General features: G+C 63.3%; 10 protein-coding genes. 4 read left to right on the top strand and 6 right to left on the bottom strand.

Going from position 1 to position 14,712, the window contains the following annotated elements; all coding sequences use genetic code 11:
- Positions 1–15: 15 nt before the first annotated feature.
- Positions 16–1,332 carry an acyl-CoA dehydrogenase family protein gene (locus tag SPMU_RS04385; RefSeq protein ID WP_088332266.1) on the bottom strand — a complete coding sequence of 439 codons (1,317 nt, stop codon included), beginning with the start codon at positions 1,330–1,332 and terminating at the stop codon, positions 16–18.
- Positions 1,333–1,488: 156 nt separating this feature from the next.
- Here SPMU_RS04385 and SPMU_RS04380 point away from each other — a divergent pair, with 156 nt between their 5' ends.
- A complete protein-coding gene (locus SPMU_RS04380) occupies positions 1,489–2,742 on the top strand; it encodes a TetR/AcrR family transcriptional regulator (protein WP_088332265.1) in 1,254 nt (417 codons plus the stop codon).
- 183 nt (positions 2,743–2,925) lie between these two features.
- Here SPMU_RS04380 and SPMU_RS04375 read toward each other — a convergent pair whose 3' ends face one another.
- The 4 genes from SPMU_RS04375 to SPMU_RS04360 all read right to left on the bottom strand — a co-directional run bounded on the left by SPMU_RS04375 (position 2,926) and on the right by SPMU_RS04360 (position 9,967).
- Complete coding sequence (locus SPMU_RS04375) at positions 2,926–4,239, bottom strand: spinster family MFS transporter (protein ID WP_088332263.1); 1,314 nt, start codon at positions 4,237–4,239, stop codon at positions 2,926–2,928.
- A gap of 110 nt (positions 4,240–4,349) precedes the next feature.
- Positions 4,350–7,400, bottom strand: a complete 3,051-nt coding sequence (locus SPMU_RS04370; protein ID WP_088332261.1) for a TonB-dependent receptor plug domain-containing protein — start codon at positions 7,398–7,400, stop codon at positions 4,350–4,352.
- Positions 7,401–7,575: 175 nt separating this feature from the next.
- Positions 7,576–8,640: an acyl-CoA dehydrogenase family protein gene (locus SPMU_RS04365; RefSeq protein WP_088332259.1), complete on the bottom strand. Its 1,065-nt coding sequence runs from the start codon at positions 8,638–8,640 to the stop codon at positions 7,576–7,578.
- A gap of 106 nt (positions 8,641–8,746) precedes the next feature.
- Positions 8,747–9,967 carry an acyl-CoA dehydrogenase family protein gene (locus SPMU_RS04360; protein ID WP_088332257.1) on the bottom strand — a complete coding sequence of 407 codons (1,221 nt, stop codon included), beginning with the start codon at positions 9,965–9,967 and terminating at the stop codon, positions 8,747–8,749.
- Between the two features lie 121 nt (positions 9,968–10,088).
- Between SPMU_RS04360 and SPMU_RS04355 the strand changes: the two genes are divergently transcribed.
- Entirely contained in the window at positions 10,089–11,297 is a 1,209-nt protein-coding gene (locus tag SPMU_RS04355) for an MFS transporter (RefSeq protein WP_088332255.1), read from the top strand.
- A 128-nt stretch (positions 11,298–11,425) separates the two neighbouring features.
- Here SPMU_RS04355 and SPMU_RS04350 read toward each other — a convergent pair whose 3' ends face one another.
- Positions 11,426–12,211: an SDR family NAD(P)-dependent oxidoreductase gene (locus SPMU_RS04350; protein ID WP_088332253.1), complete on the bottom strand. Its 786-nt coding sequence runs from the start codon at positions 12,209–12,211 to the stop codon at positions 11,426–11,428.
- A gap of 64 nt (positions 12,212–12,275) precedes the next feature.
- Between SPMU_RS04350 and SPMU_RS04345 the strand changes: the two genes are divergently transcribed.
- Positions 12,276–13,817, top strand: a complete 1,542-nt coding sequence (locus tag SPMU_RS04345) for a class I adenylate-forming enzyme family protein (RefSeq protein WP_088332251.1) — start codon at positions 12,276–12,278, stop codon at positions 13,815–13,817.
- Positions 13,818–14,603 carry a thioesterase family protein gene (locus SPMU_RS04340; protein ID WP_088332249.1) on the top strand — a complete coding sequence of 262 codons (786 nt, stop codon included), beginning with the start codon at positions 13,818–13,820 and terminating at the stop codon, positions 14,601–14,603.
- Positions 14,604–14,712 lie beyond the last annotated feature (109 nt).

Here is a 14,712-nt window from a genome sequence, read left to right as displayed (position 1 = left end):
TGTGCAAGGGAGAGCTCAGCGCGAAACGCCGATGTCCCCGCTCGAGATTTCCGGACCACGGGGGGCGCCGCGATCATTGGCGATCTCGGCCTTCCAGTCACCGTATTTGCCGAACTCGTTACGCGCGATCGCACGGGCGTGAACCTCGTCCGGGCCGTCGGCGAGCCGCAGCGTGCGCTGCGAGGCCCAGGCATGCGCCAGGCCGTAGTCTTCCGCCACGCCGCCGCCGCCATGAGCCTGCACCGCGTCGTCGAGGATGCGCAGCGCCATGTTGGGCGCGAACACCTTGATCATTGCGATTTCCTGGCTGGCGGCCTTGTTTCCGGCCGCATCCATCGTCTGCGCCGCCTTGAGGCAGAGAAGACGCGTCATCTCGATTTCGATCCGGGCCTGCGCGACGCGCTGCTCCCATACCGAATGGTCGGAAATACGCTTGCCGAACGCGACGCGAGACAGAAGGCGCTTCGCCATCTTCTCAAGGCCCACCTCCGCGACGCCGATCGTGCGCATGCAATGGTGGATGCGACCCGGCCCGAGCCGGCCCTGCGCGATCTCGAACCCGCGGCCCTCGCCCAGGATCACGTTCTCGACCGGCACGCGAACGTTGGTGAAGCTCACCTCGCCATGGCCGTGCGGCGCATGGTCATAGCCATATACCGAGAGCATGCGCTCGATCTTGATCCCCGGCGTGTCCATCGGCACCAGGACCTGGCTCTGCTGGCTGTGGCGTGAGCCCTCGAAGCTCGTCTTGCCCATCAGGATGCCGATCTTGCAACGCGGATCGCCCACGCCCGACGACCACCATTTCACACCGTTGATCACATAATGATCGCCGTCGCGCTCAATACGGGTCTCGATGTTCGTCGCGTCGGACGACGCAACTGCGGGCTCCGTCATGAGAAAGACCGAGCGGATTTCGCCATTCATCAGCGGCCGCAGCCACTTTTCCTTCTGCTCCAGCGTGCCGTAGCGGTGCAGCACTTCCATGTTGCCCGTGTCAGGCGCGGAGCAGTTGAAGCACTCGCTTGCCCAGCCGATCTTGCCCATCTCCTCGGCGCACAAAGCATATTCGAGGTTGGTGAGCTGAGTGCCTTCGAACTCGAACGTCTCGTCGACATGCTGCTGGCCGGAATGCGGCGGCATGAAGAAGTTCCACAGACCGGCGGCCTTGGCCTTGGCCTTCACTTCCTCGATCACCGGGATGACCTTCCAGCGGTCGCCCTGGTGGGCCTGCTCGTGATATTCGGCCTGGCGCGGCGCGATCTCCGCGTCGATGAAGGCCTTCACGCGATCCCGAAAATAGGTCTCGCGCTCGGTCAAAGTGAAGTCCATCGCATCCCTCCGCTTCGCTGTTTGGCCAAAGCTGTAAAGCGTACCGCATCTTCGGACAAGCGTTCGAATCAGCGTGGGACGCCTTCGAGAACGCGTTGATGACGGTCATGGAAAAAGGGACTGGTCGTTCGAAAATTCGGTGCTACGATCAATCGGATGCAGGCTCGGGGGGAACCGGGCGGCGATGGAGAGGAGATCGGCACGCGCCGCTTTCGGGCGAAGCGCGAGGCCATCCTCGCCGCAGCTGCCGACGCGATCAACGAACAGAGCGCAAAGGGAATGACCTTTGCGGATGTGGCGCGGCGCGTGGGGCTGAACACCACCAGCGTTACCTATTACTTCAAGCGCAAGGAAGACCTCGCGGCGGCCGCCTTCGAGCACACGCTCGATTATCTGCTGGTCATGCTTGACACCGCGATGGAGGCCGACACACCGGAGGCGCGGGTCGAACGCTATCTGGCGCTCAACATGGCGCGGCTTGCCCGCGTGCAGCGCGGCGAGGAGCGGCAGATCGCCGGCTTGTCCGATCTTCGCGCAATGGAGGATCCGGTTCGAGGGCGCCTCATGGCGGGGTGGCGCGAAGTGTTTCGACGGGCGCGCGGTCTCTGGGGGCCGACGACGTCCCGGGCGCAGACGGATCTCAACGGTGCCCGCGCGCATGTGCTGATGGAGAACACCTTCTGGCTTCCTGTCTGGCTCAACCGCTACGACATGGACCAGTTGCCGCGGGTGGAAGCGCGCGTGATGGACGTGTTTCGGCACGGCCTTGCAGCCGGCTCCGCGCAGTGGGCACCCGACCCGCTCGCCCTGCCACAGGACTCGGTGGAGGGGCGCGATGCCTTTCTCCATGCCGCCACGCGCCTGATCAACGAGCTGGGCTACCGGGGAGCATCCGTCCAACGGATCGCCAGCGAACTCAACGTCACTAAAGGCAGCTTCTACCACCATCTCGACGCGAAGGACGATCTCGTGATCGCCTGCTATCGTCGCAGCTTTGACACCATTTCCGCCGCACAACGGCTGGCAGACGATGCCGGGGGAACGCATTGGGAGCGGCTTTGCGCCATGTTCGTGACGCTGCTCGAAGTGCAATTCTCCCAGACCGGGCCGCTCTTGCGCACTACCGCGCTCAGCGGGCTACCCATGTCGGTTCGCGCCACCATGGTTGACCGCTCGAACCGTATCGCCCGCCGCTTCGCGGGCACGATATCCGACGGGATCGCCGAGGGCACGGTTCGGGCAGTTGATCCGCTGGTCGCCAGTCAGCTGGTGATGGCTTTCCTGAATGCCGCTTTTGACATGCGGAAATGGGCCTGGGCCATGCCACGCGAGCGCGCCGTTGCGCTATACGCCTCCACCCTTGCCTTCGGCATGTTCGACGATCGCGTGATCACCCATCAATTCGAGTAACTGCGAACCCAGCTGGCGCGCTAGCCGGGAGGCGCCTGGTGATTGCCGACGTACGCCCCAAACGAGCGCTGACTTAGCGGTTCGCGCATCACGGTGCGCGCAACCTAGCATCTCTGATATGCAAACTCCGGAGCGCGCAGCGCTCCGGAGATCACAAGGCACTTACGCGGGCAGCGGGATCACTCAGGCAGCAGCCGCCGCCTCCTGCCGCTTCATCAGGACACCAGCGCGCCAGTAATGGAAAATGCCCCAGGGCGTCAGCATGGCAACGGAGAACATCGCCCAACGCAGCGACTCATCTCCATAAGTCGGCTTCAGCGCGTCACTGATCTGCCCGACCACGAACGGCCCGAGACCGAGACCTAAGAGGCTGGTCGCCAACAGCGTAAGCGCCGCCCAGGTGGCGCGAAGCCGCAAGGGTGCGAGGTGCTGGATCATCGCGTACGTCGGGCCAATGTAAGCGCCGGCGAAGATCGACGCCACGAAGTAGCTGCTGATGGCGAGCCAGAGGTTGTCGAGGAAATAGAAACCGAGCGCAAAGGGGAAGGCGAGGACCTTCATCACCACCACGACGTAGCTTTGCGCGTAAACGCCTTTATTCCTCGCTGCCCGATCGCAGAGCCAACCACCGAGCATCGCCGAGAAGCCCGCAACGAAGGCGGCCGGGAGCGCGACATATTTGGAGACGTCCAGCATGGACATGCCGAGCGAGCGCTGCATGTAGCTTGGGCCCCACCCCGTGACGGCATAGCCGACCAGCGAGGTGATCGTGATCGCTGCGACGAGGTGGAAGGCCGCGCGGTTGTGCCACAGCGACATGATGCCCTTCCAGAGCCCCATCGCGGGTGCATCAGCCGGCGCCGCGGGCGCCTTCCCGTCCGAGAGCCCGCGACGCGGCTCGACGACGAACAGCTTCATGATGACCGCAAGCGCAATGCCCGGCAGACCGACAACCATCATCGCGACGCGCCAGCCATAGGAATGCGCCACGAAGCCGCCGATCACGATGCCGAGCCCACCCCCAAGCAGCACGCCGAGCGAATAGATCGCCATAGCGCTTGCGCGCTTCTCCGGGGGATACAGATCTGCGATGATTGACTGGCTCGGCGGACCGAAGCCCGCCTCACCAATGCCAACGCCGATACGCGCGAACATGAGGTGGGTGAAATTCTGCGCCAATCCGCAGAGCGCCGTCATGGCGCTCCAGAAAGCAAGGCTGATGGCGATGATGTTGCTGCGGCTGGAGCGATCCGCCAATCGCGCGATGGGGAGCCCGAGGGTGGCGTAGAACAGCGCGAAAACGAGGCCAGAGAGCAGCCCCAATTGGGTGTCCGAGAGCTGCAGGTCCGCCTTGATCGCCTCCAACAGGATCGCGAGGATCTGACGATCCATGAAGCTGAAGAAATAGGCGATCGTCAGCAATGCCAGCGTCCAGCCCCTCCTTCGGATAGCCCGCGCGTCGCGCTCGTCGTGCGACAACGTGGTGCTGGCATCCATGTTTTTCTCCTATCTTTGACGCTTTTGCGGCGGCTTAACCAAGCCGCCGCAACAAGTCAGCCTGACATTCCAGCGGCAATGTTTCGACATGAACACTGCCGCCGTCGCCTTTAGAACCGCTGCGATACCGCGGCCTTCAGCGTAAAGCCAAGCGGGGACGCAGTGAAGGCATCATAATTGGGGTCCAGCCGCGCGAACGGCGGATCCCGATCCAGGATATTCACGGCCGCCAGCGTGAAGGTCGTACCGCTGTCCAGTGCCAAGCGGTACGTCGCGTCAAAGGTGCGCCAGGAACCGATCTCCTTGCCCCGCGTCAGTGCCGCGCCACCAAGCGCGCCCAGGTTCGGGCCGAAGATCGCAGCGCCGCGCTGGTCGGTGTAGCCGTCCACATAGTTGAATTGCAGCCGCAGCGAGTGCGGGCCGCTATCGCCCTGGACGTACCAGTTTCCGCGCCACTGCGGGACGGGATAGGACGTCGTCTGGAAGTTGAGCTTGCCCACAGCGTCAAAGGCAGGCTGAACCAGCACGCCCTCCACGATCAAGTCGTCGATCTTGTAATCGATGACGTAAGTGGCCGCGCCGCCAACCTGAACGTTCACCGGGCCAAGCTCGCCGCGATAGCTCGCCGTGAAGTCGAGACCCGATGTTTTCACGTCCGCGCTGTTGAATATCTGCGCGCGCAGGCGGCTGACATTGTTGATGCCGCAGCCAGCAGCGTTGAACGTAAAGCGCGATTGCAGCGCGGCGAAGGCCGGATTGCCGCAATTGGCGACGCCTGATGCACCAAACAGCGCAGTGGTAAGGCCCGACACCGGCTCGGATTCAATCGGACCCGCAAAGTCGTAGCGCCAATAGTCCAGGCTGGCGTTGAAGGGACCACTGTCGATCAGCACGCCGGCATTGTACGTGGTGGCACTTTCCGGCTTCAGGTTGGGATCGCCGAACACCTCAACCGCGCGGAACCCTGTTCCGATCACCTGTAGCGACACCACCGAGCCAGAGAGGTTCTGCGGCGGCGGGCCGCGAAAGCTGGTGCCGACACCGCCGCGCAGTCCCAGCCAATCGGTCAGTTCCACCTTGAGGCGGGCTTGCGGATCGAAGGTGGACCCGACCGCGCCGCGATAATCCTCGTAACGCGCTGACAGCTGGAGATTGACGGCGTTGATGATCGGCACCTGAAGCTCGGCGAACAGCGCATAGACATCTGCGTCCGCGTCTTGCGCCGGGTTCGTGCCCAGGAAACCAAGCGCCCCGGTCTGGGGATTACAGGTCGCATTGGGGTTCAGCGGCGTTCCCGGGCAAGGAGTGACGGCGATGTTCGCATCCGCATTCAGGCGACGCTGGAACGTGTTCTTGCGGTACTGGCCACCAACGGCAAACCCGATGTCACGATCCGCCCAAAGGCGAATCCCGGTACGGCCCGACAACGCAACGTCACCCACATATTGCTGCGTCCGCAACTGCGTGTTGGGCGTCCGGAAGAACAGATCAATGGTAGAATTGTCGTTGATCAGCCCTCCCCCGGGCGTGAGGTTGAAGCCCGCCGGGTTGCGCGTTCCCGCAAAGTTCGGATTGGCGACACTCGTGATCGCATTGGCCGAAATGGCCGTAGAGAACGGATTGAAGTACGTACAACCGTTCGTTCCGGCCAGGCCCGCGAGCTGCGCCGCGCTCAGCCCGGCACGAGAGGCGGTGCTGGCATATGCGCAATTTGGCCCCCCGAAACCGGCAAGAGCGTTCTGCAGCAAATCGCCGAACGCGTCAGTGCCGTCGTAATCGCGATGATATTGGCTGAAGGTGAAGCCGGTGGAGAAATCGATGTCGCTGGTGACGCGGATGTTGAGATCAGCGGTGAAGCGAAACGCCTCCGTATCGCGCTTCGAAACCGCCGACCCACGGTCGTTGCTTCCATTCTGGAACAACGGGTTACCCCCGTTCAGGAACGGCCGGAACAGTACCGGTAGGCCTGCGGCACTGTCCAACGCCCCGGCGGCATTGCGGCTGCAGCCAGCTTGTGCACCGTAGAGGGCGCAATAATCACGCAAAGCGGGCGCATAGCCCGGAATCACGAACAGCGAATTATTGCCAAACGCCGCATTGGTGGAGGGCGGCAGCGTAGGAAGGTAGCTGGGCGAGCTTGTAACGCGCGTGTTGGTAAAGGCGAATAATCCGGTGAAGCGCACCGACGCATTGTCAGCTACGTCATATTCGCTTTCGACATAGGCCTGGAAGCGCTCTTCCGGCTCCACGAGATTATCGAACGCGCCGAATTGGGTGAAGCAACGATCCGTGTTTGACCCCGGCGCGCTTCGAAAACCACCCAGCCCCTGACAACCCAGGTCCGTGGTGAGATTGATGCCCCCAACGGTGCCGTTGAAGTCGAAATTGCCGGGGCTACCGCCGCCGGTCCAGGCTCCCTGCGGGTTTTCGGTGTAAGGCCGTACCGCGAAATCGCGATCGGTAAAGCGCAGCTCCGAGCGGCGCTGGTAGCCGACCGACGCGAACATCCGAAAGTCGTCCTGCTTATGCCCGAAAGAGGCGGCGCCGCCGTAATCACCCTTGGATCCCTGGATCCAACGGTAATCGCCGGATACCAGAAATCCTTCCTGGTCCGTCCGGGTGATGAAGTTGACCACGCCCGCGATCGCATCCGAACCGTACGTCGCGGCAGCGCCGTCTTTCAGAATCTCGATGCGGCCGATGGCCGCGGCGGGAAACATGTTCACGTCGACAATCGGAATACCAAGGCCCGACGGCACCATGCGCTTGCCGTTCAGCAGCACCAGCGTACGCTGCGGTCCAAGGCCGCGAAGGTTGACCGAAGCGACACCCTCCGACCCCTGCGCGCGATTGTCGAACTGATTGGCATCGCCCACCGTCCCGTTCGCAACTGTCAAATTCTTCAGAAGGTCAACAGCGGTGGGCGCGCCCTGCCGGGCAAGTTCTTCGCTGGATATCACATCAACTGGAACGGCGAGATTTTCCGGTGTGCCGCGAATAAGCGTGCCGGTCACAACGATGTCGGGAGCGCTTTCCTGGCCCACATCAGAAGAGGATTGTGCCGGCGTCGGATCGCCGCCGATCTGTGCCTGGGCCGTGCCCATTGCGAGTACCCAGGCAAGCGCAGACGCACTCACCCGGACGAAAGTCGCTTTCGCCATTCCCACTCTCCCAACGATGGTTGGCGTCTGAACGCGCCATACCCGTTTTTAGAATAGACGATGGAGGTTCCGCCGCGTCAAGCGCGAAAATGCACAAGCAAAGATGGCAGAATCAAAAAAGCGGTGGCAGCCATACCGGGCTGCCACCGCCATACTCATTTTTTTGAAACGTGTTTCAGAAACCATTGAGCCGGGCGAACCGATCGCGATGATAGGACGCTGTCCCCCACATTGTTTCCAGCGTGGCCGACCGCTTCAGATACAGTCCTGCGTCATATTCGTCGGTCATGCCCACGCCGCCATGCAGCTGGACCATCTCACGGCTGACCAGCCGAAGCGTATCGTTCGCAACTGCCTTGGCGAGGCTAACCGCCTGATCGACATCCGAACGCCCAGAGTCGATCGCTTCCAGTGCGCCCTCAACAGCCGACCGCATGAGCTCGAGCTCGGTCTTCATCTTGGCCATACGATGCTGCAGTGCCTGGAAGGTCGAAAGGACCTGCCCGAACTGAACACGCTGCTTGAGGTAGTCGAGCGTTTGATTGAATGCGCTATCGGCCATTCCGAGCATTTCGGCTGCCGTGACCGCGGTCGCGCGATCAACGATCGCCTGGGTCAGATCCGTCCCGCCTAGCTTTTCTGCAGGCGCTGAGTCGAAGGTAATGTCCGCGTGGCTGCGGCTGTCCACCATCTTGCGCGTGGTAACGGAAACGCCCTCACCGGCTGCAACCAGGTACAACCCATCTTCGGCGGCAACTACGAAAACGTCCGCGCCATCGCCCTCGGCCACGTAGCGCTTGGTGCCGCTCAGCTTCCCGCCCGTCACGGTCGCCGCAATCGCACCGCCGTGCACCGGCGTTTCGTCAACAGCGAGCGTCGCCACCGCTTCCCCGGACGCCAGCTTCGGCAGCCATTCCTGCTTGGCTGCATCAGAGCCGCCCATCACGATCGCGCTTGCCGCGACGGCAGTCGAGGAAAGCGGCGATACCGCCAGGTTTCGCCCAAGCTGCTCGACCACGAGGCCGAGCGACAGATACCCGAAGGCAGACCCGCCAAACTCTTCCGGGATAACGATACCGGTCCAGCCCATTTGGCCGATCGCGGTCCAAGCGTCCGCATCGAACCCCTTGGATGGAACCGCGTCGCGGAGCTTGCGGAATGCCGTGGTGGGGGATTCATTGTCCGCCCACTCGCGCGCCATGTCACGCAACATCACTTGTTCGTCGTTCAACGCCGCCATGTTTTTCAAACCCTATCCGAAGGACTTGCCGGGGAGGAGAAGCGTCTCGCGCGCTTCTCCTCGACCCGGCCCTCTCCGACGCGTGTCTTCCCGCGCCTAACCGAAATCACTGGTGATCAAGCATCCCGAGAATGCGCTTGGCGATCACGTTGTTCTGGATCTCCGACGAGCCGCCGTAGATCGAGACCGCCTTGCCCCACAGCCACGTGCGGGTCTGGGCGAGCTCTTCATGGCTGAAGCCTTCACCTTCCCACCCAAGGCCCTGCATGCCCATGATCTCGATCGCCAGTTCCGCGCGATCCTGCGTGATGCGCGCACCGACGTTCTTCATCACGCTGGTGGCCGCGGACGGGCCAGCATTGCCCTTCGCTTCCAGCGCTGCGCGACGCAGCGTCAGGGCAAAGGCGCGCTGATCCATCTCATGCTTGATGATACGGGTCCTCAGATCGCTGTCCGCGAGCCGGCCTTCCGCATCAACTTCGCGATACTTCTTGGCCACCGAAGGGATGGGTTCGCCCTGGTTCATACGGCCCTGCGAGCCGCCGCCACCCGACAGCGAGTTGCGCTCGTGCTGCAACAGGCGGGTGCCGATTTCCCAGCCCTGACCTTCACGGCCGACCAGATTTTCCTTGGGCACCTTCACATTGGTGAAGAACGTTTCGCAGAACGGAGAAGCGCCCGAGATCAGCTTGATCGGCCGGGTCTCGACGCCCTCTGCGTCCATGTCGATCAGCAGGAAGCTGATGCCGGCATGCTTCTGCGTCTTGTCGGTACGAACAAGGGCGAAGCACTTGTCGGCCCACTGGCCGCCGGAGGTCCAGGTCTTCTGCCCATTGACGATGTAATGATCGCCCTTGTCCTCAGCAAAGGCCTGCAGGCTCGCCAGATCCGAACCGGCGCCCGGCTCCGAATAGCCCTGGCACCAGCGCACTTCACCGCGAACGATGCCCGGGATGTGCTTTTGCTTCTGCTCCTCGCTGCCATATTCCAGCAGCGTCGGGCCGAACATCATCACGCCCATGCCGCCGATCGGGTTCCACGCCCCGATCCGCATCATTTCCTCGCCAAGCACGCGCGCCTGTTCGCGCGTCAGCCCACCGCCGCCATATTCCGCGGGCCAGGTGGGAACGCCCCAGCCCTTCTCGCCCATCGCCTCACGCCAGGCTTTTTGCTCCGGCGTTTCCTCGGTCGGGCCGTCAACAGCGGACATTGCATTGTCTTTGCCGCGCAGGCTTTGCGGGAAATTGGCCTCAAGCCAGGCCCGAGCATCCTGCCGGAAGGTATCGAGCGAGCCAGCGGGGCGGTCTAGTTCGGCGGCACTTGCCATCAATCGTTCTCCGAAACCCATTCTGAAGATCGGGTATGGCCGCGACATGGCACATTCCGCGCGCGAAGCAAAGGGACATCCGCGGTCAGGTCGGCTATCTGGAGCGCGGGGAGCCAGAGCGATGCGATTCGAACATCGTGCCGTGCCAGTTGCGCTGATCGCCATGCTGATCGACTCGATCGGGTTCGGGATCGTGCTGCCGGTATTGCCGTCATTGATCGTCGAGCTAGGCCGGGTGCCGCTCGCCGAAGCGTCCCGGATCGGCGGCTATTTGCTGGCGGTCTATGCCGTGATGCATTTCTTTGCCGGCCCGGTAATCGGCAGCCTTTCCGACCGGTTCGGGCGACGGCGCGTGCTGCTGGCCAGTCTCGGATGCTTTGGCGTCGATTATGCACTCATGGCCGCGGCGCCCACCCTCACATGGCTGTTCGTGGGGCGGGCGATCGCCGGGATCGCCGGCGCCACGTATGGACCGGCGAACGCCGTAGTTGCCGATGTGACACCGCCGGAGAAGCGTGGCGCAGCGTTCGGGCTGCTCGGCGCCGCTTTCGGAGGTGGCTTTATCCTCGGTCCGGCGATCGGCGGCCTCCTGGCCGACTTCGGCATCCGCGCGCCTTTCTTCGCTGCGGCCGGACTGGCCTTCGTCAACATGGCGCTGATCCTCGCCTTCATGCCGGAAACGCTGCCGCCGGATCGCCGCCGCCCGTTTGACTGGAGGCGCGCCAATGCCGTCGGCGCTTTCGCTCCATTGTTTCAGGTCGGCGGCGCCGGTGTACTGCTCGGCGGCGCGCTGGTCTGGCAAATAGCCCACATGGTCTATCCCTCTACGTGGACCTTCTTTGCCCACCTTGCGCTTGGCTGGGACCAGAAAGCGGTGGGCTGGTCGCTGGCGGCAAGCGGGCTGAGCATGATGTTCGCGCAAATTGTCCTGATCCGGCCCGCGATCAAGCGCTTCGGTGAAGCGCGGACAGCGCTGATCGGTCTGGCGAGCGGCGCGCTGGTGTTTGCCGGGTATGTCTTCGCGCGCGAACCCTGGCAGGTCTATACGCTGATCGCTTTTGGCGCGCTGACCGGCCTTGTGTTCCCCTCCATCAACGCCCTTCTCTCCTCGCGGGTGGATAGGTCGAACCAAGGCGCGCTTCAGGGCGGCATGTCGAGCTTGGCGAGCGTTGCAGCAATCGTCGGGCCGCTCGCGATGACCCAGTCGCTGGCGTTCGGTGCCGATCGTGGGCACGCGGGCGGTGCGTTTCTGCTCGCTTCGCTGCTGTGCTGCCTGACCTTCGCCATCTTCCTGTTCGGCGTTGTTCGGCGATCCGGCAAGCTCGCCTGACCTGACTAGCCCTGCCGTTTGCGTCCCGACCGCCCGGCAAGCCGCACTCCGCGCACATGGATGAGGTGCGGCCTTGCCCTGATTATCGGCGCGCCGCGGCGAGGCGTTCCGGGCCGCGCCAGCGCATGTCATCCCGCGCGTCCCGGACGGCGGCTTCCGCCCGTATCGAGGTGGAAGCCGGCGTCGACGCGCAGCACCTCGCCGGTGATCGCCCGGTTCGCGGGATCGAGCAGCATCTCGATCGGTCCGGCGATATCCTCTGCCTGGGGCGCCATCGCCATTGGGGTGCGCGCCGCGATGTTACGGTCGAGCTTCGCCTTCCCTTCCTGTCCGAGCGCCTTCTCGAACCATCCCGTGCCGACATAGCCCGGCGCCACGGCATTGACCCGCACCGATGGTGCCAAAACTCGCGCCAGGCTCTGGGTCATGGTGATCAACGCGCCTTTCGATGCGGCGTAAGCGATCGAGGACCCGACGCCGTGCAGCCCGGCGATTGATGCCACGTTCACCACGGCGCTCATCGGCCCTTCCCGCATCGCCGGGGCGCAGGCGCGCACCATCTGGAACGCGGCAATGGTGTTCAGTCGATAGATGTCGATGAAATCCTCGGCCTCCAGCCCGTCGAGATCCTCATGTGCGACATGCTTGGTCCGACCGGCGTTGTTCACCAGAAAGTCGAGCCGCCCGAACGAGTCCACGGCCGCGGCGGCAAGCTTCCGACATTCCGCATCGTCCGCGATATCGGCCCGAACGGCGACCGAACCATTGCCCACTTCAGCTGCCAGCGCCTCTGCCTCCGCCTGGCTGTGCGCGTAATTGATGACACACCGCACCCCGCGCGCAGCGAGCCGCCGGACCACCGCGGCGCCGATCCCGGTTCCGCCCCCGGTAACGATTGCAACCCCTCCTTGCATATCCTGCTCCTGAATTTGAATGTCACGTATGGCATTCGGCGAAGCGTGTCGCTAGCGACGTCGTATGGAGAGTATCGCAGACCTGCTGGCGCAGCCATTCGGAACCCTGCCGGACCTGATCCGCCGCCACGCCGCCGAGCAGCCGGACAAGATCGCCGTCACAGACGGCGACGACGAGCTGACCTATCGCGAGTTGGACTCGATAATGGATCGTGCCGTCGCGGTACTTCAGCGGGACGGTACGGCGCAGGGCCAGGCAGTGGCGATGGTAAGCTATCCCAGCACGGCGCAAGCTGCCGTTTTCCTCGCGGCGGTGAGAGCCGGATCGATCGCCGCGCCGATCCAGCCCTCGGCAACACCCGAGCAGATCGCCGGCATGGTCGCGGACAGCGGCGCGAATCTCGTCTTCCTCGATGCCGCCAATGCCAAAGCGCTGGCGGCACAGAGGATCAGCGCGACAGTGGTGATGCTTGAGGATCTGGAACCGTGGCTCGCGCCCGAAGGCACGCGCCCCCAGCCGGTAGAGATCAAGCCCGACGACGGCTTCAACATCATCTATTCCTCGGGAACTACCGGCATTCCCAAGGGCATCGTGCAAAGCCACACCATGCGGTGGCAGCACCTGTCCCGCAACAGCGCGGCGGGTTTCGACACGGCGGTGACGCTCCTTGCCACGCCGCTATACTCCAACACCACCTTGGTCAGCTTCCTGCCGACGCTCGCTTGGGGCGGCACCGCGGTGCTGATGAAGAAGTTCGACGCACGCCGCTATCTGGAGCTCGCGCAACAATATCGCGCCACGCACACCATGCTGGTGCCGGTGCAATATCAGAGGATTATGGCGCTGCCGGACTTCGATCGCTTCGACCTATCATCGTTCCGCTTCAAGACCTGCACGTCGGCGCCCTTCAAGGCAAGACTGAAGCGCGACGTGGTCAACCGCTGGCCGGGAAAGCTGGTCGAATATTACGGAATGACCGAGGGCGGTGCCTCCTTCATCCTCGTGGCTGACGAAAACCCCGACAAGCTTCACACGGTTGGGCGCCTCTCGCCCGGGCACCAGGCGATCTTGCTCGACGAGGAGGGCAAGGAAGTCGCTCCCGGCGAGATGGGCGAGATCGTTGGTCGCTCCCCGGCGATGATGAACGGCTATCACAAGCGCGAAGGCGCCACCCGCGAGTCCGAATATTATGACGCGGACGGCAATCGCTGGATCAGGCACGGCGACGTCGGCCGCTTCGACGAAGACGGCTTTCTGATCCTGATGGACCGCAAAAAGGACATGATCATCTCCGGCGGGTTCAATATCTATCCGTCGGATCTGGAGGCGGTGCTGGCCGAACATCCGGCCGTCGCCGATTGCACCGTTGTCGGTGTGCCGAGCGATGAATGGGGCGAGACGCCGGTTGGTTTCTACGTCCCGCGGGCCGGCGCCACCGAGACGGCGGAAGATGTTCGCACAGCGACCAACGCCAAACTTGGCAAAACGCAGCGCCTCTCCGCGCTGTACGTCACCGATGAGCTGCCACGCAGCGCTATCGGCAAGGTGCTGAAGCGCGAGCTTCGCGATCAGCTCGCCGCGGGCAATTTTGGGGGGATGAACTGAATGACGAGCCTGAAAACGATCCTGGATAATCTTGTTCCGGCACCCGAAGGCACCGGCTGGCGCGGCGAAATACCGGACGGCTGGCTGCAGGGCCGCACAGCGTATGGCGGCCTGTCGGCAGCGATTGCGCTTCATTGCGCCATGCAGTCCGAGGCTGATCTGCCACCGCTCCGTTCCGCCCAGGTCAGCTTCATCGGCCCACTCGCCGGCCCGATCCAGGTGACGCCGCACAAGCTGCGCCGCGGAAAGAACGCAGCGTTCATCCAGGCAGATATTGAAAGCGAAGCCGGCCTTGGCCTACGCTGCACCTTTGTCTTCATGCGCGCGATCGAAAGCGAGGTGGACTATGCCACCACCGTCTTGCCTGATTTCGCCCGCCCCGGCCCGGACGAGAAGACGTTCAAGGGCAATCCCCATGTCGCCTTTACGCAGAATTTCGAATTTCTGGATCGCCGGGAAGGCCCGAATCTGCAACCCGCAGAATGGCTGCGCTGGACGCGGCTGAACGAGCGCGACGGGATCCACCCGATGGTGGAGCTGATGGCCGTAGGCGATTGCCTACCGCCGGCTGCGCTGCGGCTGCTCGGCCGCAACGTTCCAATGAGTTCGATGACGTGGATTCTGAATGTTCTGGGGCCTACGCCGAGCACCGAGGACGGCTGGTGGCTGCTCCGATCAAATGCCGATTACGCCCGCGCCGGAAGCTCATCGCAGCAAATGGGGATCTGGAACAGCGCTGGTGAAATGGTCGCGGAACAGATGCAGTCGGTTGCCGTGTTCGCCTGAGCGAACGCGGTGCGCCGCCCGGTATGGCCGCGCACCATCTTGGCGCGACAAGTTGCGACATTTTTCGGGTTCCATGGCACAGTCGCGCGACAGCGCGGTTTCATAAGGG

This window comes from Sphingomonas mucosissima, from assembly GCF_002197665.1.
Lineage (GTDB): Bacteria > Pseudomonadota > Alphaproteobacteria > Sphingomonadales > Sphingomonadaceae > Sphingomonas > Sphingomonas mucosissima.
Note: the sequence above shows the minus strand (reverse complement) of the source record. Positions and strands in the feature narration are given on the sequence as shown.